Below are 23,672 nucleotides of genomic sequence, written 5' to 3' on the forward strand. Positions count from 1 at the left end.
TTAAACACCCTGAATCATGCGTCGCGCGCTAATGATTCCAGGTTGCTGCTCTAAGCGAGCCAACAAACGAGAAAGCTGTGCTAGTCCTTTTACCTCAATTAACAACTTCATATTGGCAATACCATCTGCCTCAGAAATTGTATTGACCTGCCGAATATTGATTTGGTCAGAGAAAATTACTTGAGTTAAGTCTTTAAGCAGACCACGACGATCATATGCTTCAACTACAATCTGAACGCTTTGACCACGTGTTGGCTGCATTTCCCAATCAGCTTCAACAGCACGCTCTGGTTCCTGCTTAATCATCCGCTGATAGTCTGAACAAATGACTTTGTGGATACTAACACCGCGGTTCAAAGTAATATATCCAGCGATTGATTCACCATGCACGGGCTGACAGCACTGAGCAATGTGCAGCTCTACATTGTCTAAACCATCAATTAAAATTCCGTGGGCCGATAACGTATGGCTTGCACGTGGATTTAATGCTGGTTTAAGCACTAGTTCAGGTTCATCCTGATCTAGATGCATTTGGCGATTCACCTGATTGATCAAGGCATGTAAGCTAATATCACCGCTTACCAGACTCACCAAAATGTCATCACCTGTTTTCACGTTAAAATGTGATGAATAATCATTTAGGTCGATACTTTTTGGGTGAATCGCAAGACGAGCTAGTTCTTTATTGAGAAGTTCACGGCCTACTTCAAGATTTTTACTACGATCTTGCTGTCTAAACCAATGACGCAGCTTGTCACGGGCACGAGAGGTTTTAATATAACCTAAAGAATTCACCAACCAATCTCGGTTTGGATCACGATCTTTTTTAGTTAATATCTCAACCTGTTCGCCAGTTTTTAAAGTATAGGTTAATGGTACATAACGCTGGTTAACTCGCGCTGCGTAACACTTGTTCCCTACTTCTGTATGCACATGATAAGCAAAATCTAAAACCGTCGAGCCACGTGGCAATTCCTTAATGTCACCATCACGACTGAAAACATAAATCTTCTCAAAACCTTCAAAATCTTGTAGTTGATCAAAGCCTTCAGTTTCATCTTCGTTTTGATGTACCGTTGTTTCATTACGTTCTTGATAGTGCTCTAGAACAGCACGCAATGAATGCAAACGATGGTTAAAAGAATGGTCGGTATTCTTTGAACCTTCTTTATAGTTAAAGTGCGAACATACACCCAACTCTGCTTCGTCATGCATCTCATGAGTACGAATTTGTACTTCAAGCGATTTATTTTCGGCAATTACAGCAGTATGCAAAGAGCGATAACCATTTGCTTTCGGATTGGTAATATAGTCATCAAACTGATGCGGAATATGACGCCAGATTTGATGTACGATACCCAAAGAGTGGTAACACTCTGGGACACTATTGACCAATACACGTAAGGCACGAATATCATAGAGCTGATCAAAACTCAGGTTTTTGCTTTTCATTTTTCGATAAATCGAATAAATGTGCTTTGCTCGACCTGTAATTTCTGCCTCAATTCCGTAAGACGCCAATTCACTTTTTAAACGGTCAATGACGAACTGAATATAATGTTCACGCTCTAAACGTTTTTCATTCAGTAATGACGCAATTTCTTTATAACGGTCTGGAGCCAAATAGCGAAAAGCTAAATCTTCAAGTTCCCATTTAAGCTGAGCAATACCGAGTCGATGTGCCAATGGTGAATAAATAGTAAGAATTTCACGTGCTACGCGTTCTTGACGTTCACGAGAGGAATTTGCCAGCTCTCGTAAAGAATAGGTACGTTCAGCAAGTTTAATTAAAACAACACGAACATCTTCGGTGACCGAAATCAGCATTTTATAAATGCCACTTAAATGTTCTCGTTGATTATTATTGAAATGGTCTTCTAACCGCTTATTTTTTTCAATGAGTTCCGATAGTTTACCCATTGCCAAAGCGCCTTTGACAAGGTTATAGACCTGATCTCCAAATTTCTTTTTTACTTCTTCTATATCAGTAATGTCTTCACGCACACTACGATAGAGCATGGCTGCCGATAGAGTATCTTCATCTACATGGAGATGTGCCAAAATGTCGGCCATTCCAACGCCAGTAGCGAAAGTATTGGACCTATGATTAACCGTTGATTCTAACTCTTTTTGCAGGGTTTCATTCGCAACCTTTTCAAGCTGTTCAAGCTTCGCCCCATCTAATATTTCACGCACCCGATCCAACCATGAGGCTAAACCGATTTGCGTTTCGGCGGCATGCTCTACAGTCGTTTCCTCGGACAACTCAGTTAGTTGTTCAGGTAACTGTTCACGTACTGTGACCATACCATTCTCCTCAATATGTAACTCATGTTTTTAATCGTTTATCTCTTGAATTTTTTCAAATAGCGCAATGGATTCAACATGTTCTGTATGCGTAAACATGTCCATTACCGCTGCTTTTTTTAACTGGTAGCCATATTGGACCAAAACACCTGCATCCCTTGCCAGTGTAGCTGGATTACATGATACATAAACGATTCTTTTTGCTCCAAAATTTGATACATACTGCATAATTTCATATGCACCAGCACGAGGAGGATCAATCAATAATGCATCAAATCCTTGATTTGCCCAAGAATGATGCGAAAAATCTTTTGTTAAATCTTGTGAAAAGAAGGTTGCCTGCACCAAACTATTGCATTTTGCATTAGCTGTTGCCCGTTGAACCATTTCTTCACTCCCTTCCACACCAACAACCTGCCCACTCTCACCAACACATCGTGCTAACGGGAGCGAGAAATTGCCTAATCCACAAAATAGATCAAGTACTTTTTCACCTGGTTGCAATTGAAGCAATTCACATGCCAATTGAACCATTTGTTCATTTACTGTGGCATTGACCTGAGTAAAATCCAATGGCGAAAAAGCAAAATTTACATTAAACCTCTCTAAGGCATAATGTAAACGTGAAGCGCCTTTTTCATCATCAATACGATGAATACTTTCAGGACCCTTAGGTTGCAAATACAACTGCCATCCTTTGTCTAACGCAAATTGCTTTAATTGGTTGACATCAGAATTGTTTAATTTTTCTACATGACGAACCAATAAAGAAATTTCATGATCACCTTTTGCTAATTCTACATGACCAATGTGTGCTTTGCCTTTTAGACTTTGGAGTAAAAGACGCAATTCAGGCAAGCTATTTGATAGTTTTTCATCCAAAACACTACAGCTATGGATAGAAGTTAAACGATTACTATGATGTTCACGAAACCCCATAATTAAGCGATCTGGCTTCGGCAAATAACGCACACCAATTCGTGCACGACGACGATAATCACTTTGTAAAGATCGAATCGGCTCTAGCCACTGTTCAGGTTGAATACCTGCAAAATGCTGTAAATGTGATTGGAGCACACTTTGCTTTAAACGGATTTGTTCATCAGGATGGATATGCTGCATGCTACAGCCACCGCAAATACCATAATGAGGACAAATTGCATCTATACGATGAGTTGAAGGTTCTCCTAACAACTGCACCATCTCGGCTTCTTCAAGACGCTTCGCTTGATGGGTAATCTGAGCCTTTACAGTTTCTCCGGGCAATGCATAACGAATAAAAACTTTTTTGCCATGCTTATCTGCGGGATGATCAGGATGAGAACCATAATGCGCAATTCCCCGCCCCTCATGAGAAAGTGTTTCAACCTGAAAAATATATTCAAGTTGTTGGGGCTTGCGAGATTTGGCTTGTTGTTTCAAAGGATGAACCTAAAAATCTAAAGGATTAAAATAGTGTGAAGTAAATTCAGTATGTTTCGAAGTAAGTTTCCATACTTCAAGAAAATCTGCTTGCTGAGGAATATTTTTTAAATAATCAATACTAGAGCTTACCCAATCATTATGCTCATCTACAGTTAATTGTCCTTTCAATAACAACCAACGTACATAGACGAACCATGTATTAAGTACATCTCCTTCACAATAGCTGGTCAGTTTTAACCACTGCTGCGTACGGACATATTCCGGTACATGATAACCCGACTCACCGCGCTTACCCGGCAAACCTAAAATGCAGGCAATATCATCAAGTTTTTGGAAATTACGCCCATTAAACATTGCCATCACGTCCATTAAATCAATATGACGATGGTGATAACGGTTTTGGTAATTATTAAAACGCTTCTGGCTATCAATCTCACCTTGGTCAAACAAGCCCGGTGCAGAAAGCCCATGATACATGGCGCGAAATAGAATAACGGGTAAATCAAATTGCGAACCATTCCAACTCACTAAAGTCGGATGACGTTTATCAAAAATTGATAGGAACTTCTGTAAAATCTCAGCTTCAGAATATTGTTCCCGACTAAAAGAAAACAATCTAAAACCCGACTCATCAATCCAAAGGCCAGAAATACAAACAATTTCGTGCAAAGGTAAGCGCTGAAAATCCATGCCTGATTCTTGACGGCGCAGTTTAGTCAACGCTTGCTCTACATCAGCCTCTGGCAAATCAAGATGATATAAATGCGCTCCCGCTTTTAAATCAGTTAAAGTTTCAATATCAAAAACCAAGGTTGGGAAACGCATTATTTCTCTCAATTATGAGTTATCGTCCTGTACTGAAAACAATCCTGTAGACAAGTAGCGGTCGCCACGGTCACAGATAATGCAAACAATAACAGCATCTGGATTTTCTTCTGCAATTTTGATGGATGCCCATACAGCACCACCCGAAGATGTACCCGCACTGATGCCTTCCATACGTGCTAATTTACGCATGGTTTTTTCAGCATCAATTTGTGGAATATCAATAGTACGATCCACACGGCTACTATCAAAAATAGTAGGTAAATATTCTTTTGGCCAACGGCGAATACCCGCAATACTTGATCCATCTGCTGGTTGTAAACCAACAATCTGAATATCTGGGTTTTGTTCTTTTAAATATTTAGAAACACCCATGATGGTACCAGTTGTACCCATTGAGCTTACAAAATGGGTAATTTTCCCATCTGTTTGTTTCCAAATTTCAGGACCTGTCGTTAAATAATGAGCTTCAACATTATCAGGATTACCAAACTGATTTAAAACGTGACCTTTACCTTCTTTTTCCATTTGCAAGGCTAAATCACGTGCACCTTCCATCCCTTGCTGTGGCGTTACTTCAATCAGCTCTGCACCATAAGCCAGCATCGCATCTTTACGCTCCTGACTCATATTGTTCGGCATAATAAGTTTCATTTTATAGCCGCGCATTGCAGCAACCATTGCCAAAGCAATACCCGTGTTCCCACTGGTTGCCTCAATCAAAGTGTCACCTTGCTTAATTTGACCACGTTTTTCTGCCTGCATAATCATGTTATATGCAGGACGGTCTTTTACAGAACCTGCCGGATTATTACCTTCCAATTTTGCTAAAACCGTCGCTTGCGTGTGAGAAGCTAATCGCTGCAAACGAACTAGAGGTGTCTTACCTACATAGTGATCTAACAAAAATTCGTCGGCTAAAAAGTCAGGTTGTGTATTACTCATGATCAACACCTATATCGAGGTGGGCCTATTGTATGAAAAAATGCTCGGTACTGCACCCATTTCAATATGCTTTTTCATGAAAGCGATTAAAGCTCGGTCATTTATAAAATGCCGTCTGTTTTAAAATAAAGCGTGATAAGATGCCGTACAGAGAGATAAATCTGATGTAGCCATGTCTAATTTCAATAAAACCATATCGAAACGCTTACGTCTGAATCATGCATATGGGCAATTGATTGCTCTAATTTTTGTGCCGATTATGATTTTAACAGGGGTCGGTGCTTTTCTGGTTTTAACTGAAACGTCACATTCGGTAAAACAACAACAGCTACATCACGCCTCAGCAATTTTAGCTCGCTACAATCAAATTGCGAAAGATCTATATACGCTGGTCGAACTACAGCCAGATGAATACGATCATGCCCAGCACATCATGCAAAGCATGTTTAGCGAAAAAAATCTGAAACGCGCAGTACTCATCGATAACAATGGACAGACTTATTTAAGTATTGGTTATCGTGATAATCGTTATTGGCCTGGCTTTCCCAGTAGTAATAATTTTTTTGGTCCAATCTCTTATAACCACAACAATATTTATGGACTACAGATTAGTAATAAAGCTGGAAAAGCGCCAGTCTGGTTAGTGATTGAAATGGATAACCAGCCTCTAGAGTTGGCACGTTATCGCATTATGATTGCTCTCGTCATTACTGGATTAATGACCTTACTGCTACTTTTACTATGCTTGAATTTTTATTCTCGTCGCTGGATTGCGCCGATGTATGAAATTCGCATGCAGTTACAACGTCTAAATGCAGATACTTTAGACCAACACCTAGTCATTAATAGTACTGGCGAGCTACGCTTACTACAGCGAGACATCGCAAACGTTGTTAAGCGATTGCACTTTAGCTTTTTAGAATTAAAAGAACACACTGAACAAACAGAAGAAGACTTACGCAGAACATTAGATACCTTAGAAGTCCAAAACATTACCTATCGTCAAGCACGTGACCAAGCGATTTCATCAAATCAGGCAAAGTCAGTTTTCCTTGCAAATATTAGTCATGAGCTTCGAACGCCTCTCAACAGTATTGATGGCTTTATTCATTTATTGCTTCGTCAACAAAATTTAAATAATGAACAAAATCTTTATTTACAAACCATTCGCAAGTCATCTGCCCATTTATTGGCATTAATTAACGATGTATTAGATTTCTCAAAAATTGATGCAGGTAAGCTAGAACTTGAAACAGCGCCATTCGACTTAGAAGAAGCCATTTTTGATGTTATGGATATGCTGTCTCCTTTGGCCGCTCAAAAACATATCGCCATGGCTTTTTACTATGCGGACAACATTCCACAACAAGTTATTGGTGATGCTTTACGCTTCAAGCAAATTCTGACCAACTTAATTTCTAATGCAATCAAGTTCACTCCAGATGGTGAGATTATTGTTCGTGTTCGTATGGAACATGATGATATTGGGCAATGTCTGCTTCATTTTAGTGTTCAAGACAGTGGTATTGGCTTAAGTGGTACAGACCGTAAAAAGTTATTTGAATCATTCTCGCAAGGCGATGCATCAGTTACACGTCAATTTGGCGGTACAGGTTTAGGTCTTGCTATCTCTAAGCAGCTTGTTCATCTCATGCATGGTCAAATTGGCTTTGAGGACAATCAGGAACGTGCGCCAACAGAAAAAGGTTCTACGTTCTGGTTTACCGCACAATTTGTGGTAGATGAAGATTACGAAATCGAACACCCGCATTTTGAGCATTTACAAGTCGTGTCTTATCTTGCTCATCCTGCTACAGCAAGTGTTTTACGTTATTACCTTGAAAACTACCATGTTCCTCACATCGAAACACAATCAATTCTGGACTTGTTTAGTCGTTTAAAACATCTTGATCAGAAAGATAATACATGGCTTATCGTTGACCATAGCGGTGATACAGAAGCATTATTAAAAGAAATCCGTAGCCGTTATCAAGGCAATTTAGCCGTCTATGGTTATCAAATGACGCTTGAGCCAAACATGCTCAGTGAATATCGCGCTCGTCCTCTATATCAACCATTAAGCCGTAGTGGACTCATTCAATTATTAAGCAACCAACCTATTTTTGAAGAAGAACAGCAAGATTTTAATGGTCAGGGTTTACACATTCTGGCAGTGGATGACCATTTACCAAACTTAATTGTTTTAGAAGCTTTGTTGGGTGAATTAAACGTTAAAACAACTAAAGCGTTAAGTGGTCAAGAAGCGCTTAACCTTATTCAAGAACGAATTGACCAAAAACTCAAACCATTTGATTTGGTGTTTATGGATATTCAAATGCCAGTTATGTCGGGCATTGATACCACGCGTGCTATTCGTTCTTTAGAGTCAACGCTCGATGGAGAAATGCAGCTTCCAATTATTGCGTTAACAGCCCATGCCCTTGCCGATGAAAAGCAAAAGCTTCTTAAAGTAGGCATGAATGACTATGTCACCAAGCCAATTCAAATGGAGCAAATCATCCAGATCTTAACGCAATGGACTAAAAACAACTTTACAGCAAAAGCCATAGATAAAGACCACCACGTAGTTGCAGAAGCTTTAGACCCACAAATTTTAAACTGGCAACAAAGTTTGCAACTTGCAGCAAATAAAGAAGACTTAGCACAAGATCTACTCAAAATGTTAGTTGATAGTTTTCCAACTGAGCTAGACGAAATGCAGCAGCTCATTGAGCTGGAAGACTTCCCTCAACTTGAGCATGTTTTACATCGCCTGTATGGTGCCACTCGCTATGTAGGCGCCCCGAAACTCCAGCAAGTTACAGGTGACTTTGAACAATTTATTTCAACGCTACGTAAAGAACGCCGTATAGCAGATGAAGGCTTCATTGAAGAAGTTATACAGCGCTTTGATGAATTAGGTCTTGTGGTTAAAGAGGTAGAAAGTGCTGCTCATCAGATCTTGGTGATACCTGACTAACATATCTACCAAATAGGCATGACTGAGCTGTCATGTTTCCAGATTACAGCCATGTTATGCTCCGTTCATCTATAAAAAAAGAAGCGGGAATCTCATGGCACTCTTACGTATTGAAAAAAATAATGGCATTGCAACGGTATATTTAAACCGTCCAGACAAACGCAATGCGATGAGTTTTGCCTTATTAAAAGAGTTAGTTTCAACTGCAAAAGCAATTAAAAAGGATAGAGATATTCGCTGTGTTATTTTGACAGGCGAAGGAAATGTGTTTAGTGCTGGTATTGATTTATCTGACCTCAACAATCCCAAAAACTCTGCTTTTGCCATTTGGGAACTTGTAAAACCCGGACAAAGTCTTTTTCAAAAAGCATTTCTGACTTGGCAGAATTTACCTGTACCTGTTATTGCGGCATTAGAAGGATATTGTTTCGGCGCTGGTATGCAACTTGCCTTGGCTGCTGACATCCGAATTTCTCATCCAGAAACAAAAATGTCGATTATGGAAAGCCGTTGGGGTTTAGTTCCTGATATGGGACTTACTCGCTCATTAAAAGGTTTAATTAGCGTTGACCTTGCAAAAGAACTCACTTTAACTGCCCGTGTTTTTGATGGGAATTATGCAAAAGAAATTGGTCTTGTAACTCATTTAAGTGACACTCCTTTAGAGAGAGCAAATGAGATTGCATCTGAAATGTTGCAGCGCTCACCTGATGCCCTCACTGCGGCAAAACGTGTACTTGACGCAATGGAACATCAACCAGAAAAATCATTACGTCTAGAAAAAATCTGGCAACTTAAATTATTACTTGGTAAAAATAGCAAACTTGCTCGTAAAAAAGACAAACATCCGGAAGTTAATTTTTTACCACGCCAATATAAATAAGAGCCGAGATTATGAATTTTGATCGCAACACCCCTATTGCTTTTTTAGGCATAGGGCTTATGGGAAGTCGGATGGCAACCCGCCTTATTCAAGCTGGCTTTCAAGTTGCTGTTTGGAATCGAACCACCTCTGCATGTGACGAACTTATTGATATCGGTGCACAAGCTTTAGAACTTTCAGATATTGGTGAATATCCAGTTATTTTAATCTGTCTGGCAGATGACAAAGCAGTACAAGCTGTATTTGAGCAAATTCAGCCTAACTTAAAAGCCAAACAGGTTATTGTTGATTTCTCGAGTTTATCTGTTGCTGCAACGAAAACGCTTGCTCAAGCAGCTGCTACCCATGACGCCACATGGATTGACTCACCTGTATCAGGTGGAACAGCAGGTGCAGAACAAGGCACACTTGTCATTTTTGCAGGCGGTGATGCTCAAACCATTACAGAATTAACTGCTATTTATAATGTTCTATCCCAACGTGTGACTCGCATGGGAGATACAGGAACTGGCCAAGCCACCAAAATTTGTAATCAACTTATTGTTGCAGCCAACAGCGCTCTTATTGCAGAGGCTGTCGCACTTGCAGATCGAGCTGGTGTAGATACAACTTTGCTTGCTCCTGCCTTAGCAGGTGGATTTGCTGACTCTAAACCCTTTCAAATTCTAACTCCCCGCATGGCAACTCATACATTTGAACCAGTTCAGTGGAAAGTTCAAACATTATCTAAGGATCTTAACAACGCAGTAACATTGGCTAACAATGTTAATTTAGACATCCCAGTTGCACAAAAAGCTCTACTACAGCTACAAACTCACCAAAAAAATGGCTTTGCTGAGAAAGATTTAGCTACTATGATTCAATTAATAGAGCAAAAATAAACGGAGTTTGAGTATGGGTCGTCTTGCAGTAAATTTATCCATGATTTTTACCGAAGTTCCTTTAATTGAAAGCTTTGCTCTGGCGCATGCACAGGGCTTTGAATATGTAGAAATTCAATTTCCTTATGAATTGGCTATTTCGGATATTCAAACTCAACTCGAACACTACAACCTTAGCCTCTGCCTAATCAATGTGCCTGCTGGTGATCTTATGCAAGGCGGAAATGGTTTAGCTGGCGTACCCGGTCAAGAAACAGCTTTTCGTGAAGCATTAGAATTAGCGATTAGCTATGCCACCGCTTTAAAAGTTCCCCGTGTTAATATTTTGGCAGGGAAACAGCCTCTAGATGCCGACCTACTTCCTTGTTTGAAAACACTAGCAGCTAATTTAAAACTTGCCTGTAACTTACTTAGTGAACACGGTATAGAACCCGTTTTTGAAATGATTAACGGTACAGATATGCCACGCTTTTTGGTGCAGAACATTGCGCAGGGACAAGAAATGCTAGAAGCGGTCAATCACCCTGCCCTAAAAATGCAATATGACTGCTATCACATGGCGATGATGGGCGAAGATGTACTTGAGGGTTTGCAAGAAAATATTAACTTAATTGGACATATTCAATTTGCTGACTGTCCGGGCCGTCATGAACCAGATACAGCCCAAATCCCTTATGAACAAATTTTTTCTTGGTTAAAGCAAAGCTCTTATCAAAACTATATTGCAGCAGAATATAAGCCTGAAAATACTTCAAATCAGTCATTTACTTGGAAGAAAAAGTATTTTTCGGATGATGTAAATATATAAACTGTTACGACTTCTGATTGAAATTTAGCGCGAAAACCACTATATTAGATAGTGAGTAATTGTCAGGAAAATATACCCTATATGAATTTAGAACCATCGCCCAGCGTGTCTAATTCTCACGATTTCGCAATGAACACCTCAAATAAAGACGTACAGACTTGTCTCAAAGTTGTTCATGACGCTTTAGTTGATGTAAAAGCAAAAGATATTCTCCAGTTAGATGTTAGCTCAATTAGCAATGTCTCTGATGCTATTGTAATTGCAAGTGGTACTTCTACTCGCCATGTCAAAGCACTCGCTGACAATGTTGCAGAAGAAGCTCGAAAAGCCGGTTTCCGCCCGATTGGCGTTGAAGGTGAACGAGATGCAGAATGGATCTTGATTGATCTCGGCTTTGTTGTAGTACATGTGATGCTACCAACAGCTCGTAAATTCTACGATTTAGAAAGCTTATGGCGTACCGCTCCAGAGTCGGTTGCCTAAAATTTTGCTTTTAAAAAAAGCGGCTCTTTTGAGCCGCTTTTTAATTGTTAAAGGTGATATTTTCCATTACACCCCTATACTTTATTATGTATTAGCTTTTTTTCTTTCTTCCCGAATAACTTTGAGTATTTCCTCAGTCATATTCATCTTCATTTTCTTTACAATATCACTTTGTAGCTCAGAAATTAGTTTGAGTTGCTCCTCACTTATATTTTTATAATCCTCACCCGCCATTTTTTTTATATCAGTTACTCCCATCCACTCCTTTTCCTCTTGTCCACATTTATAGAAAGCATCTTTAACAATATCATTTTCATCTTTATTCATTTTTATTTGAGGCTCAACTTGCCTCATCAAACAATTTGCATATTTTTCACTCACCTCCTCAAGAGGCTCTGCCAAAGTTACCGAAGAAAAGAAAAAACTGATAAATGAGATTATGAAAAATATTATTTTTTTGACCACTTAAACCCCTCAAACAACTACTATATATCAATCAAATATTATCATTCTTAGCATCCAGTAAAAGTAAAAGCTAGCTAATATAGTTCTTGAAACTCTCACCATTAAATTAAATAGAAATAATAAATACTTCCATTTTTTTGATTATAGAGATTAAGCAAAAGCCGTTACTCATCACCCATTTTTAAATTTGACATGACAAATTGTCAGATTTGCAGCAATATACAAACTCTTGAAGTCCCCACCAATAAATAGCATAACCGGAGCACAGAAAGTGAGAATATTAATTACGGGCGCCAACACAGGTATTGGTTTCGCCACAGCAGAACAACTCGTTAAACAAGGGCAACATGTTATTTTAGCCTGCCGAAATCCAGAAAAAGCACAAGATGCGCAAAACAAATTACGCTCACTCAATCAAGGACAAGTCGATTTAGTTTCTCTCGATCTAAACAGTCTTGAATTAACTCGAAATGCAGCCGACGAGATTGCAGATCGCTATGGTAGCCTTGATGTACTCATTAACAATGCAGGGTTATTTGCCAAAACCAAACAACTGACTGTCGATGGTTTCGAGCAGCAATTTGGCGTTAATTATTTAGGTCATTTTTTATTAACTCAAAAACTACTTCCTGTTTTACAGCAACCGTCTAATGCACGCATTGTCCACCTTGCATCTATTGCACACTGGGTTGGCTCAATTAAACCCAACAAGTTTCGAGCAGAAGGTTTTTACAACCCCCTGTTCTATTATGGGCAATCGAAGCTTGCAAATTTATTATTCAGCAATGCTTTAGCAGAACAACTAGCAGGTAGTCCAATTACCAATAATGCATTGCATCCAGGTGGTGTCGCTTCTGATATTTATCGTGACTTACCAAAACCAGTTTATGCAGCGATGAAATTAGGCTTAGTTCCAACCTCAGTTCCAGCAAATCTCATTACAGAAATGGCAACTGGAGATGCATGGCAGAATCGTAATGGAGAATATGTCAGTGCGCATATGCCAGACTGGAAATCTTCACACGCAAAAAATCAGAAACTGGCACGTGACCTCTATCAACAGTCAATGGACCTCGTAGAAAAATTTCTTTAAACACACAAGCCAATTAAAAAAAGCCACCCGAGGGTGGCTTTTACAATCCTGTTTGAGGTCAGATTAGTGACCACCACCATTGATTGCTTTAGTCATATCTTCCACAACTTTCTTGGCATCACCAAAGATCATCATTGTTTTTTCGTTATAGAACAAATCGTTGTCCAGACCTGCATAACCTGTTGCCATAGAACGCTTAATCACCATGATCGTACGCGCTTTATGTGCTTCAAGAATCGGCATGCCATAAATTGGTGAAGTTGGATCATCTTTCGCAGCAGGGTTTACTACGTCGTTTGCACCAATTACAAGTACCACATCAGTTGCAGGGAAGTCTGAGTTAATCTCATCCATTTCCAAGATGTCTTCATATGCTACGTCTGCTTCAGCAAGCAATACGTTCATATGACCAGGCATACGACCAGCAACTGGATGGATTGCAAAACGAACGCGAACACCTTGCTCTTTTAGAATTTCACACAATTCTTTTACAGCATTTTGTGCACGACCTTGCGCCATACCATAACCCGGTACAATCACAACGCTGTCTGCATTTGACATCAAGAAGCCAGCATCATCAGCAGAACCTGAACGATGGTTACGCTGAACTTGCTCACCTTTAGCAGCTGTAGCAACTGCCGCGCCACCCATTGCACCACCAAACAATACATTGATGATCGAACGGTTCATTGCTTTACACATGATGTACGACAGAATCGCACCAGATGAACCCACGAGAGAACCCGCAACGATCAACATGTTGTTTTCAAGTGTAAAACCAATACCTGCCGCAGCCCAACCCGAGAATGAGTTAAGAAGCGATACCACTACAGGCATATCACCACCACCAACTGGTGCAATCCATACCCAGCCAAATGCAAGTGCAAGTGCTGTCATTGCCCAGAATGCAGTCATATTGCCAGTGGTAAAGAAGTAGAAACCACAAGCCAACATCGCAATAAAGATAAGCGCTTGAACAGGTTTAACCCATACACCAGAAATCGTTTTCGCCCATTTTTTTGCAGCCAATTTACCGTACGCAAATACAGATGCAGTAAAGGTAATCGCACCAACAAAACAACCTACAAACAATTCAAATAAGTGAACACTGCTCATGTGCACATGTTGCACACCAGCCGCGGTTAAAGCCGCCTCATTTTGAGCAAACAATTCAGTGAGTTGGTTGTTGTGTAAAATTGCAGCAATTGCAATTAGGACAGCAGCCAAACCAACTAACGAGTGCATCAATGCAACAGTTTCAGGCATTTGAGTCATTGGCACAGTACGAGCACGGGCAATACCAACGATTGCACCCAACACCATTGCACCAACAATCATCCAGATAACTGGGTTATTCGCAACAAAGAAGGTCGTAACTACAGCTATCGCCATCGCGATCATACCGTAACGGTTACCTTGAATTGCTGTTTTAGGGCCAGACAAACCACGAAGCGTCAAGATAAAGAGAATTGCGCCTACAAGGTACAACCAATTTGCATTTGCTTGAATAAATTCCATGTCAAAGCCCTCTTATTTCTTTTGCTTAGGCTTGAACATTTCCAACATGCGTGCAGTTACTGCAAAGCCGCCGAAAATATTAATGCTTGCCAAAAATACCGCAATCGCACCCAGTACGCTCACCACATTCACACTTTGAAATGCAACGTTAGCATCTACACCCAAAATAGGCAGACCCACAGTTTGCAACATTGCACCCACTACAATAATAGATGACAACGCATTGGTTACTGCCATAAGTGGTGTATGTAAAGCTGGTGTAACACCCCAAACTACGTAATAACCTACGAAGATGGCAAGGACGAAAATTGTAATAGTTTCAACCATGAGAAATCTCCTTAACCACGCTTAAGCAGTACTTGACCGCCATGAGTGACCAATAGGGCTTTTTGGATTTCGTCTTCTTGATTAATCGCAAAGTTTTTCTCTTTGTCGAATAAAGTTTCTACGAAATTGAATACGTTACGCGCATATAGTGCGGAAGCTTCTGTCGCTACAGTTGCCGGAATATTTGGAACACCCAAAATTTTCACGCCATTTTCTGTAAACACAGTCTCGCCAACTTTAGAGCCTTCAACGTTACCACCAGTTTCAACAGCCATATCTAAAATGACAGAGCCTGGTTTCATCTTGGCAACAGTTTCAGCCTTAATCAGACGCGGTGCATCACGACCTGGCAACAATGCAGTTGTAATCACGATGTCAGCGTTAGAAACAGCCTTGTCAACAATCGCGGCTTGGTCTTTGATGTATTGCTCACCCGGCATCCATCCATAACCATTTTTAGCGGCGTCAGCTGCACGTTGTTGCTCTTCTTCAGACATTGGTACGTCTAACCACTTACCGCCTAAAGATTCAACTTGATCTTTTGCTGTAGGACGCAAATCAGTTGCTTCAACAATTGCACCTAAACGTTTTGCCGTTGCAATTGCCTGAAGACCTGCAACGCCCACGCCCATAATCACAACACGAGCAGGTTTTACAGTACCAGCAGCAGTCATAAGCATTGGGAACATACGTTGATATTCAGCGGCAGCAAGCAAAACTGATTTATAACCAGAAAGGTTTGCCTGAGAAGACAATACGTCCATGTTCTGCGCACGAGAAAGCGTACGAGGAAGCAATTCCAATGCAAAAGCAGAAACTTGCTGATTCGCAAACTGATCTAGCTCGGTATTACGATAAGGATCAAACATTGCTACAACAGCAGTATTTGCTGGAAGTTTTTGAATTTCCCCGCCTTGTGGCGCACGAACTTTCAAAATAATTTGACTACCCGTATAGGCATCATCCGTAATGGTTGCACCGACCTGTTCATAAGCACTGTCAATGTACGCAGCCTTTACACCAGCACCACGTTCAATCACAACGCTATGACCAGCGCTAATCAACTTCTTTACTGTCTCTGGCGTAGCAGCTACACGATTTTCACCGACGACAGTTTCGGTTGGGATTCCGATTTGCATGAGCGTTCCTCAAGCTAATTTCTCATTGTCAAAAACATTGCAACCTGCAATGTTTCCCCCATGTGTATTCTTTGTACAGAATTTGGATTCTAATTGAACTTTTTTAAAATACCACCCAATATTTATTTAATAAATACCCATATTTTGAACTGATGATTCACGATATTTAATTAGAGGTGTAATATAGGAAGCTTTTTCTTTTTTTACAGACAACAGTCTCTCTTATACAGTCTTGTATATGAAAATTTCTTTATCTTCGTTTCAAATCGGGTCTTTTTTTGCTCTTTGCTCTGCTTTTCTATTCAGTACAAAAGCAATCTTTATTAAACAGACTTATGCCCTTTCTCCATTAGTAGACGCTACAGTCCTGATGGCTTTACGCATGTTAAGCGCTTTACCGTTCTTTCTATTAATTTGCTGGTTTAACAGGCATCATAATCAGGGCATAAAAAAGAAGGATTGGCTAATTTTAATTTTTGCCGGTCTATTAGGCTACTACTTTGCCAGCTGGCTCGATTTTATGGGTCTGATGTTTATTAGTGCTTCACTCGAACGAATTATTCTATTTTTATATCCCACACTCACAGTCATTGTCTCAAGCTTCCTATACAAACAAAAATTAGATGCAAAAAGTTTATTTGCCATTTTTCTTAGTTATGGTGGAACTGTATTGGTCATGCTTCAAGAGCACAACAATGCACCAATTCAGGGCAACTTCTGGTTAGGCACAAGTCTCGTGTTTGCGAGTGCTGTGGCTTTTGCAGGCTATTTACTACTGACCCCGCCATTAATTAAAAAATTTGGTTCTTGGAATTTCACAGGTTTAGCTTTAACAGTCGCTTGTATCGGTACATTAACGCACTATGTATTAAGTACTCCTCAGCCTATTCAACTTCTATTACAACTTCCATCTAGTGTAATTTGGTACGGCGTCGGACTTGGCTTTTTGGTCACTGTTTTACCTACCGTTATGCTCATGCAAAGTATTGAGCGACTTGGCGCCTCTCAATCTGCCATGATTGCTTCGATAGGACCGGTTTTAACTATTTTACTCGCGGTTACTTTTTTAAATGAACATCTCAATATGTGGCAATGGGTAGGCTGTATTTTAAATATTGCAGGTGTCATGATAATTACCCTTAGAAAGAAAAGATTAAAATACTAATTTCTCTTGACCTCAACTTAAGTTGAGGTTGGATACTCATCTAAATTTTACTAAACGGTTGAGTCCCATGAATCAAGAAACTTTTAAAATAATAAATCCATCAACTTTATACGACCCTACTCCAAATGCTTATAGTCATGTTGCCGTGGTAGAAAGTTTTAAAAAGATCATTCATATTGCAGGTCAAGGAGGCGAAAACTCAAAAGGTGAATTAAGCCCAAACTTTGAAGAACAAGTTTCCCAAGCTATTGATAATATTCAACATGCTTTAACTGCTGCCAATGCTGAGCTTAGCAACATTGCCGTATTAAGAGTTTTAGTTGTTGACCATTCGGTCGAAAAACATGAAATTTTAATTAAAGTTATGCAAAATTTATGGAAAAATCATCCTTTTCCAGCCTGTACACTCATTCCTGTACCACGCCTTGCATTAGAGCATATGCTCATTGAAGTCGAAGCAACCGCATACACCTAATAAAATCGAGAGAACATCATGTCTACCCCTGAAGATATCAGTCAAAATAAGCCTTTACTTTGGTTGATGGCAGCAGCATGTGGCTTATGTGCAGGTGTGAATTATTATTGCCAGCCTCTTATTCACTCCATTCAACAAGACTTTGCTGTGACTCAAGCACAAGCCGCATTGACCGTTACATTTGCTCAGGTGTCTTATGCCCTCGGATTGCTCTTTATTGTTCCGATGGGTGATATCGTCAATAAAGCCAAGGCTATTCCGTTTTTGATGGTGCTTTGTGCAGTTGGCCTATTTACTTCTGCTTTTGCTGTTAACTTACCCATGCTATGGATCGGTACAATTTTAGCAGGATTGTTTTCGGTTGCAGCTCAAGTGCTTATTCCACTTGCCACAATGACGGTAAAACCTGAAAAAACTGGCGAGATCATTGGTTTTTTAATGAGTGGCCTATTAGTGGGTATTTTACTCTCTACCAGTCTGGCTGGACTATTTTCTAACTTATTCCACTGGAAAGTGGTTTATGTGGTAAGCGGCATATTAATGCTTCTGTTGGCATATACCTTAAAAAGTCGCTTGCCTTATGTTTTACGCATGAAAATGAACTATGGACAGATCTTTGGTTCCATGGGTCAGCTTTTAAAACAAGAGAAAAGACTATTATTAAGAGCGCTTACAGGTGCTTTCGCCTTCGCATCTGTGAGTATTTTATATTCCACCATCGCATTACTCCTCACCTCAGCACATCATTTACCTGATCTGTTTATTGGACTAGTGCCTTTAGTCGGTATCTTTGGTGCCTTATCAACCCGTTATATTGGTAAATATGCCGATCAGGGACGTACCACTCTACTCACATGGATAGGCTGTGGTTTGTTCTTGTTAAGCTGGCTCTGCTTTTATTATGGACAAACTTTGCTTGCGAGTTACATTGCTGGTTTTGCTTTAATTCAGTTAGCACTAGCTCTCGTACACACAAGCAACCAAAGCATTATTTTCCGTTTACGACCAGATGCAAAATCTCGTATTAATGCCATCTATATGACCACTTACTTTATTGGTGGCGCAGGAGGTTCAGCATTAGGAATTTTTGCATGGAACCGTGGCGGATGGACCATGACTTGCCTTGCTGGTATTGGGTTAGTTGTACTTTGTATTTTGTTTAACTTGTTTGATGCTATCTTACAAAAAAAGAAAATGATTTCCCAATAAGGTAACTTGTTATAAATCATCTCCCTATATTCAACACAAGGGTGGTTATAAATTACTCGGCTAAATGCCTCTGTCGATTCAAGCATAAACCTCGTATAATGCTGCCCTTTCATTAATTTAGCGACTTTTGGGCTATTGGTTATGCAATCACTTCAATCGTTACAACCTCGTATTTCTGTCGCACCCATGATGGACTGGACTACAAAGGACTACCGATTCTTTGCGCGCCTGTTTAACCCAAATGTTGTGCTATACACCGAAATGGTGACCACAGGTGCGATTCTTTTTGGTGATGCAAAACGCCATTTAGACTACAGTGCACAAGAGCATCCTATCGTATTACAGTTGGGTGGTTCAAACCCGCAAGAGCTTGCGACCTGTACAAAAATGGCTGAAGACTGGGGTTACGATGAAGTTAACCTCAATGTAGGCTGCCCAAGTGACCGTGTACAGAACAATAAAATCGGTGCTTGCTTAATGGCAGAACCAGATTTGGTTGCTGAATGCATTCACACTATGCAAAAAGCAGTAAACATTCCGGTAACGGTGAAACACCGTATCGGGATTGATGACATGCACTCTTATGAAGAGATGCTTCATTTTGTAGATACAGTTGCAGCAACAGGTTGCACTCATTTTGTAGTGCATGCCCGTATTGCTATTTTGAAAGGCCTGTCACCAAAAGAAAACCGTGAAGTTCCACCTTTACGCTATGAAGATGTCTATCGTTTAAAACAAGAGCGCCCACATCTCACCATTGAAATTAACGGCGGGATTAAAACGTTTGCGGAAACTCAAACACATTTACAGCATGTTGATGGCGTCATGATTGGCCGTGAAGCCTATCATAATCCGTACTTACTCGCGGAAATGGGTCAGCTTTGGAATTTGGAAGCTCCAGATCGATTTGAGATTATGGAACAAATGCTACCTTATATTGAACAGCGTATGGCAGAAGGTGCTCCACTCTCCATCATTACACGTCATATTTTAGGTTTATTCCAGAATTTACCTGGTGCGCGTAAATGGCGTCAGGCGCTAAGTGGCGGAAATGCAAAAACTTTAGGTGATGTTGAACAGGCTATTAGCAACATGCAAGCAGCTTTAATTCGCACTGAAGAATATTTAAAAGAACATCAAGCTTAAGCATGTGATGACTTCTTAAATTGTAAGAAAATGTGGCATTTTAAATCAGGGACTTAGATTTTGAGTATATTCGCAATGACTGAATTAAAATATTCAAATTTAAGCTCTGATTAATTATTTTTAAATAAAAATATCAATAATTTAAGTTAAATTGTTTTTGTGTTTCATTTTAATGAATATCTTTTTATCTCTAAGTAGCAATATCTAGAAAAAAGATACGTTATTACATAACGCAAACAAAACTTTTAAGGTACGCCTATTAGTATCTCTGAACGCCACAGGTAGGTGGTGATTTTTTTAATATGGATATAGATAGTACGGTAGAGATTTCACGATGATTATTTATGACGGACAAGTAGCTGATAATTATATGTATCAGGATTCAAATCAGGCAGCCATTGTTGTATCCCACAGCACTCCAAGTCTCCCTTATCCTTTCACCATGAAACCTAGTAATCATCAAACTGAAACTTCCGATACTCCAGCAATAGATGTTGATAGATTCGTAGCTAAATTAGAAAGTATTACCTCAAGACGCAGCAAAGCCCGTTGTGCACGTAGTATCCGCCTTGCTCTCGAATCTGCTGGTGCAGATATTCGTAATCACCCCATTGCAGCTTCAGACTGGGGAGATACTCTCAAAAAGATTGGCTACAAAGAGATAAATCCATCATTTGATGAGCCACAAGAAGGTGACATCTATATCATTCACAGAACCCGTAACCATGTTTATGGACATATTGCTGGATACACAGGAAGTGAATGGGTCTCTGACTTCAAACAAAATAGTTATGATGTCTACAAAGATGATAGCGTCACTTATACTTACTATCGTTTAGGGCAACCTACCTAAGCATCGGGTTTTTCAATCCTTTTCAAATATGCCAAGCAGTTGATCAGACAGACTTTTTAAATCAGGCTTGGCTTCTTTTTTGCATGATTTTCATATTGTACTTGTCAAAAATGATGATGTAACTTTATGAAAAAAATACTCTTAGGCGGTTACTTACTGACGTCGTTTAGTTTGGCGTATGCCATTCCCGATACAAACGTTATAGAAGTTTTCAAAAAAGTACCAGAAAAAAGGATTTATCAACCACAATATTTATTGAAAGGAACGGCTCCTCAAGCTCGAATCCATGTCATGCGAAAGCAATATTTAAATGGATTACTAGATTGTCCTTCTGTGATTTTTCACGATAAGAAAAAAATTCTATCTCTGCACTCATTTGAAGAAGCAACAATCTTTCTAGAGCCAGATAATTACTATATTCGCTATGCAATTAATAATAGTGGTTGCATCAATTTAGAATTCTATCAACATAAACGCCCTAAAATAGACATTATGTCTCAGGAGCGTCAGTTAGACGGTGATAGCGAATATACATTTCTTATTAGCGAGCACACCGGGCTACAATAATTATTTCAGCATATGGTTAAAGATATCTCCTACTCACGCTTGTAGCAGTTCGTAGATATGTTCAGCATAAGATTGAATCAGATCACTTTGGTCTGTTCTATAAGCTAAAACCACTTCAGAGAAAAGGTTCTTATTTTCCAGCGGAATCAGTTTTACATTTTTGGGTAGTATTTGTTCAAATTCTTGAGGGACAATACTAATACCCAAATTTGCAGCGACTAATTGTAATTGGGTTATCTTACGAGATTGGACTACCGCTGTTTTAGGCAAGAAACCAGCTCCTACACACAAGTTTGAGACTAGATAGCTCAAACCTCCCCGCTTTGGATGTGGAGTTGAAACAAAATATTCATCTACTAAATCTCTTATCTGGATACTTTGTTTTTGTTTAAATTTAGGGTGATCAATATAGACAGCGACAAATAAGGGCTGTTCATATAATTTCAAAATCGTTATTTCTTCAAGGCTATGCAATACTGGTGGTCTTATCAAACCAATATCAATTTCTCCACTCATTAAAGCTAAGATTTGCTGCTCCGATGACAAGGTATTCACCTCAAAATTTATCTGCTTAGCTAAGCTAATTTCTTTTAATATCTGAACCTTTTTATGATCCATGACAATACTGCTTGAGTGAGCAATTTTAATCTGGCGGTTTTTCCCTTCCGAAATACTTTTAGAAAGATCAATAATTTCATTTAAGTAGAGCATGTTATCTTTTATTTTCTTGTAAAAGACCTCTCCCGCTGCCGTAAGCTTTACTTTCTTGTCAGTACGATCAAATAGTTGAAAGTTAATTTCTTCCTCTAATAATTTTATCTGCCTACTCAAAGCTGATTGAGCAATAAAGAGCTTTTCTGAAGCAGCCGTAAAACTGCCTTCTTCAACAATTTTTATAAAATATTGAAATTGTTTTAAAGTGAGCATTCCCATCTCAAAATTAGATCATTAAGCCTATTTTCTATATTAGATTAGATAGATTACCTTCGCTAGAATTTTATCAAGACCATTCACTTGATTAAATTATTCATGAAGTATTTAAAAGGTTTCACCATATTCACTGTCGTTATTCTAATTTTATGGTGCTTTAAATTTTACGATCAGCAGCTTCCAACAAAGCCCAAACACGACACGATAGAGTTATATGACTAAAAAAGAAAAAGGCCTAATCAAACATAAGAGCACGCCTTTTTAATATTTAAACTAAGCTTTCTTTAAATCAAGTTTCTTTAAAACTTCAGCTACTGCAATCATGGCAAAACTTGAAGTCACAACCACCGCTGAACCATAGCCCCCACAGCGTAAACCAGCCGATGGACACACATCTGCACTTGAAAATGGGTTATCAATCGAATAAATACAGGTAATTCCAAATTTCTCTTTTGGCTTTTTACAAATACCACGAGCGCGAAGCTGGCTACGTAACTTTGCCAACATCGGGTCTTGTTCGGTTTTTGATAAATCCGCGACACGAATTTTAAGTGGGTCGAGCTTACCGCCTGCCCCACCCGAAACAATCAAAGGAATTTTGTTAAAACGGCAATGCAGCATTAAAGCCAACTTCGCTTTAACGTCATCAATACAATCTAAGATAATATTGGGTACAGGATTTAAAAGCTCTGTGACATTCTCAGGTGTAAGAAAGTCATCAATAATATTTACTTTAATACGTGGGTTAATCTGGCGACAACGCTCCGCCATGATCTCCACTTTTTCACAGCCTAATGTAGAGGTCATCGCTGGTAGCTGACGGTTCACATTTGATGCCGCGACAACATCCATATCCACTAATGTGATTTCACCAATTCCGGTACGAGCCAAAGCCTCTACAGCCCAACTGCCCACACCACCAATACCAATCACCATCACATGACTTTTTTCATAGTGTTGGAACGATGAATCACCATAAACTTTGGCTACACCTGCAAAACGACGTTCATATTCATCTTGTTGGAGATCGGTCATTGTTTCTCTTTGGGGGATATAAAACACGGTGGCTATTTTACTGCTTTTCAGAAGAAAGTATATTTCATATCAAAGAAAACTTGAGATCGTGATATTTGAATTCACGGTAAGTCTTGTCATTATAAGTCAAATTATATTATTTAAGATTTAAGTCATCATTTACTAGCGTGACAGGCGGCATGCATGCCGCCCAGTTGGGCTGCGGTATAAGGA

Annotated in this window: 23 protein-coding genes; 13 read left to right on the top strand and 10 right to left on the bottom strand. The window is 39.5% G+C overall.

Annotated features, from left to right (window positions below; genetic code table 11):
- Genes ACB088_RS13300 through cysM form a run of 4 tightly spaced genes read right to left on the bottom strand, consistent with a single transcriptional unit; the run spans position 1 to position 5,502 of the window.
- Positions 1–2,307, bottom strand: a complete 2,307-nt coding sequence (locus tag ACB088_RS13300) for a bifunctional (p)ppGpp synthetase/guanosine-3',5'-bis(diphosphate) 3'-pyrophosphohydrolase (RefSeq protein WP_092707406.1) — start codon at positions 2,305–2,307, stop codon at positions 1–3.
- Between the two features lie 30 nt (positions 2,308–2,337).
- A complete protein-coding gene (gene rlmD / locus ACB088_RS13305; protein WP_375037198.1) occupies positions 2,338–3,729 on the bottom strand; it encodes a 23S rRNA (uracil(1939)-C(5))-methyltransferase RlmD in 1,392 nt (463 codons plus the stop codon).
- Positions 3,730–3,738: 9 nt separating this feature from the next.
- Complete coding sequence (locus ACB088_RS13310) at positions 3,739–4,557, bottom strand: 3'-5' exonuclease (protein ID WP_375037199.1); 819 nt, start codon at positions 4,555–4,557, stop codon at positions 3,739–3,741.
- 12 nt (positions 4,558–4,569) lie between these two features.
- Positions 4,570–5,502, bottom strand: a complete 933-nt coding sequence (gene cysM, locus ACB088_RS13315; protein WP_375037200.1) for a cysteine synthase CysM — start codon at positions 5,500–5,502, stop codon at positions 4,570–4,572.
- A gap of 172 nt (positions 5,503–5,674) precedes the next feature.
- On the opposite strand from cysM, the gene ACB088_RS13320 reads away from it, so the two are divergent.
- The 5 genes from ACB088_RS13320 (at position 5,675) to rsfS (ending at position 11,537) form a co-directional block, all read left to right on the top strand.
- Entirely contained in the window at positions 5,675–8,482 is a 2,808-nt protein-coding gene (locus tag ACB088_RS13320) for an ATP-binding protein (RefSeq protein WP_375037201.1), read from the top strand.
- 94 nt (positions 8,483–8,576) lie between these two features.
- Positions 8,577–9,365 carry a crotonase/enoyl-CoA hydratase family protein gene (locus ACB088_RS13325; RefSeq protein WP_003655004.1) on the top strand — a complete coding sequence of 263 codons (789 nt, stop codon included), beginning with the start codon at positions 8,577–8,579 and terminating at the stop codon, positions 9,363–9,365.
- A gap of 11 nt (positions 9,366–9,376) precedes the next feature.
- Positions 9,377–10,246, top strand: a complete 870-nt coding sequence (locus ACB088_RS13330; protein WP_375037202.1) for an NAD(P)-dependent oxidoreductase — start codon at positions 9,377–9,379, stop codon at positions 10,244–10,246.
- Positions 10,247–10,259: 13 nt separating this feature from the next.
- Positions 10,260–11,054 (top strand): hydroxypyruvate isomerase family protein, encoded by a 795-nt coding sequence (locus tag ACB088_RS13335; protein ID WP_375037203.1) that lies wholly within the window; start codon positions 10,260–10,262, stop codon positions 11,052–11,054.
- Between the two features lie 81 nt (positions 11,055–11,135).
- A complete protein-coding gene (rsfS, locus tag ACB088_RS13340; RefSeq protein WP_003654998.1) occupies positions 11,136–11,537 on the top strand; it encodes a ribosome silencing factor in 402 nt (133 codons plus the stop codon).
- 84 nt (positions 11,538–11,621) lie between these two features.
- On the opposite strand, the gene ACB088_RS13345 is transcribed toward rsfS, so the two are convergent.
- Positions 11,622–12,002 (bottom strand): hypothetical protein, encoded by a 381-nt coding sequence (locus ACB088_RS13345; protein ID WP_375037204.1) that lies wholly within the window; start codon positions 12,000–12,002, stop codon positions 11,622–11,624.
- Between the two features lie 271 nt (positions 12,003–12,273).
- Between ACB088_RS13345 and ACB088_RS13350 the strand changes: the two genes are divergently transcribed.
- Positions 12,274–13,095, top strand: coding sequence for an SDR family NAD(P)-dependent oxidoreductase (locus tag ACB088_RS13350; protein ID WP_375037205.1), 822 nt, complete (start codon positions 12,274–12,276; stop codon positions 13,093–13,095).
- Positions 13,096–13,158: 63 nt separating this feature from the next.
- On the opposite strand, the gene ACB088_RS13355 is transcribed toward ACB088_RS13350, so the two are convergent.
- From ACB088_RS13355 to ACB088_RS13365, 3 genes are read right to left on the bottom strand one after another with little or no spacing between them, the layout of a single operon-like run.
- Positions 13,159–14,613 (bottom strand): NAD(P)(+) transhydrogenase (Re/Si-specific) subunit beta, encoded by a 1,455-nt coding sequence (locus ACB088_RS13355; protein ID WP_375037206.1) that lies wholly within the window; start codon positions 14,611–14,613, stop codon positions 13,159–13,161.
- Between the two features lie 12 nt (positions 14,614–14,625).
- On the bottom strand, positions 14,626–14,940 hold the full coding sequence (locus ACB088_RS13360; RefSeq protein ID WP_003654992.1) for a proton-translocating transhydrogenase family protein: 315 nt from the start codon (positions 14,938–14,940) through the stop codon (positions 14,626–14,628).
- An 11-nt stretch (positions 14,941–14,951) separates the two neighbouring features.
- On the bottom strand, positions 14,952–16,079 hold the full coding sequence (locus tag ACB088_RS13365; RefSeq protein ID WP_004641209.1) for a Re/Si-specific NAD(P)(+) transhydrogenase subunit alpha: 1,128 nt from the start codon (positions 16,077–16,079) through the stop codon (positions 14,952–14,954).
- 238 nt (positions 16,080–16,317) lie between these two features.
- Between ACB088_RS13365 and ACB088_RS13370 the strand changes: the two genes are divergently transcribed.
- The 6 genes from ACB088_RS13370 (at position 16,318) to ACB088_RS13395 (ending at position 21,494) form a co-directional block, all read left to right on the top strand.
- A complete protein-coding gene (locus ACB088_RS13370) occupies positions 16,318–17,244 on the top strand; it encodes a DMT family transporter (RefSeq protein ID WP_003654988.1) in 927 nt (308 codons plus the stop codon).
- A gap of 67 nt (positions 17,245–17,311) precedes the next feature.
- Complete coding sequence (locus ACB088_RS13375) at positions 17,312–17,719, top strand: RidA family protein (protein ID WP_133747650.1); 408 nt, start codon at positions 17,312–17,314, stop codon at positions 17,717–17,719.
- Between the two features lie 18 nt (positions 17,720–17,737).
- A complete protein-coding gene (locus tag ACB088_RS13380) occupies positions 17,738–18,928 on the top strand; it encodes an MFS transporter (protein WP_375037207.1) in 1,191 nt (396 codons plus the stop codon).
- A gap of 141 nt (positions 18,929–19,069) precedes the next feature.
- The gene (gene dusA / locus ACB088_RS13385) at positions 19,070–20,074 is read left to right on the top strand and encodes a tRNA dihydrouridine(20/20a) synthase DusA (RefSeq protein WP_005044783.1); all 1,005 of its coding nucleotides are present in this window, start codon (positions 19,070–19,072) and stop codon (positions 20,072–20,074) included.
- Positions 20,075–20,408: 334 nt separating this feature from the next.
- Positions 20,409–20,927, top strand: a complete 519-nt coding sequence (locus ACB088_RS13390) for a hypothetical protein (RefSeq protein ID WP_005036844.1) — start codon at positions 20,409–20,411, stop codon at positions 20,925–20,927.
- A 171-nt stretch (positions 20,928–21,098) separates the two neighbouring features.
- Positions 21,099–21,494, top strand: coding sequence for a hypothetical protein (locus ACB088_RS13395; protein WP_092707465.1), 396 nt, complete (start codon positions 21,099–21,101; stop codon positions 21,492–21,494).
- Positions 21,495–21,527: 33 nt separating this feature from the next.
- Here the strand turns inward: ACB088_RS13395 and ACB088_RS13400 are convergent, their stop codons facing one another.
- A complete protein-coding gene (locus ACB088_RS13400; protein ID WP_375037208.1) occupies positions 21,528–22,427 on the bottom strand; it encodes a LysR family transcriptional regulator in 900 nt (299 codons plus the stop codon).
- A gap of 96 nt (positions 22,428–22,523) precedes the next feature.
- On the opposite strand from ACB088_RS13400, the gene ACB088_RS13405 reads away from it, so the two are divergent.
- Positions 22,524–22,646, top strand: coding sequence for a hypothetical protein (locus ACB088_RS13405; protein ID WP_375037209.1), 123 nt, complete (start codon positions 22,524–22,526; stop codon positions 22,644–22,646).
- Positions 22,647–22,697: 51 nt separating this feature from the next.
- Here ACB088_RS13405 and ACB088_RS13410 read toward each other — a convergent pair whose 3' ends face one another.
- A complete protein-coding gene (locus tag ACB088_RS13410; protein ID WP_209734758.1) occupies positions 22,698–23,459 on the bottom strand; it encodes a ThiF family adenylyltransferase in 762 nt (253 codons plus the stop codon).
- Positions 23,460–23,672 lie beyond the last annotated feature (213 nt).

It is taken from the genome of Acinetobacter sp. RW6, from assembly GCF_041956835.1.
In the GTDB taxonomy this organism is placed as follows: domain Bacteria; phylum Pseudomonadota; class Gammaproteobacteria; order Pseudomonadales; family Moraxellaceae; genus Acinetobacter; species Acinetobacter calcoaceticus.

Bases quoted from the DNA above. Each gene is read 5' to 3' on its own strand.
- ACB088_RS13300 (WP_092707406.1), bottom strand. From the start codon at position 2,307: ATGGTCACAGTACGTGAACAGTTACCTGAACAACTAACTGAGTTGTCC.
- ACB088_RS13310 (WP_375037199.1), bottom strand. From the start codon at position 4,557: ATGCGTTTCCCAACCTTGGTTTTTGATATTGAAACTTTAACTGATTTA.
- cysM (WP_375037200.1), bottom strand. From the start codon at position 5,502: ATGAGTAATACACAACCTGACTTTTTAGCCGACGAATTTTTGTTAGAT.
- ACB088_RS13320 (WP_375037201.1), top strand. From the start codon at position 5,675: ATGTCTAATTTCAATAAAACCATATCGAAACGCTTACGTCTGAATCAT.
- ACB088_RS13325 (WP_003655004.1), top strand. From the start codon at position 8,577: ATGGCACTCTTACGTATTGAAAAAAATAATGGCATTGCAACGGTATAT.
- ACB088_RS13330 (WP_375037202.1), top strand. From the start codon at position 9,377: ATGAATTTTGATCGCAACACCCCTATTGCTTTTTTAGGCATAGGGCTT.
- ACB088_RS13335 (WP_375037203.1), top strand. From the start codon at position 10,260: ATGGGTCGTCTTGCAGTAAATTTATCCATGATTTTTACCGAAGTTCCT.
- rsfS (WP_003654998.1), top strand. From the start codon at position 11,136: ATGAATTTAGAACCATCGCCCAGCGTGTCTAATTCTCACGATTTCGCA.
- ACB088_RS13355 (WP_375037206.1), bottom strand. From the start codon at position 14,613: ATGGAATTTATTCAAGCAAATGCAAATTGGTTGTACCTTGTAGGCGCA.
- ACB088_RS13360 (WP_003654992.1), bottom strand. From the start codon at position 14,940: ATGGTTGAAACTATTACAATTTTCGTCCTTGCCATCTTCGTAGGTTAT.
- ACB088_RS13365 (WP_004641209.1), bottom strand. From the start codon at position 16,079: ATGCAAATCGGAATCCCAACCGAAACTGTCGTCGGTGAAAATCGTGTA.
- ACB088_RS13370 (WP_003654988.1), top strand. From the start codon at position 16,318: ATGAAAATTTCTTTATCTTCGTTTCAAATCGGGTCTTTTTTTGCTCTT.
- ACB088_RS13375 (WP_133747650.1), top strand. From the start codon at position 17,312: ATGAATCAAGAAACTTTTAAAATAATAAATCCATCAACTTTATACGAC.
- ACB088_RS13380 (WP_375037207.1), top strand. From the start codon at position 17,738: ATGTCTACCCCTGAAGATATCAGTCAAAATAAGCCTTTACTTTGGTTG.
- dusA (WP_005044783.1), top strand. From the start codon at position 19,070: ATGCAATCACTTCAATCGTTACAACCTCGTATTTCTGTCGCACCCATG.
- ACB088_RS13390 (WP_005036844.1), top strand. From the start codon at position 20,409: ATGATTATTTATGACGGACAAGTAGCTGATAATTATATGTATCAGGAT.
- ACB088_RS13400 (WP_375037208.1), bottom strand. From the start codon at position 22,427: ATGGGAATGCTCACTTTAAAACAATTTCAATATTTTATAAAAATTGTT.
- ACB088_RS13405 (WP_375037209.1), top strand. From the start codon at position 22,524: ATGAAGTATTTAAAAGGTTTCACCATATTCACTGTCGTTATTCTAATT.
- ACB088_RS13410 (WP_209734758.1), bottom strand. From the start codon at position 23,459: ATGACCGATCTCCAACAAGATGAATATGAACGTCGTTTTGCAGGTGTA.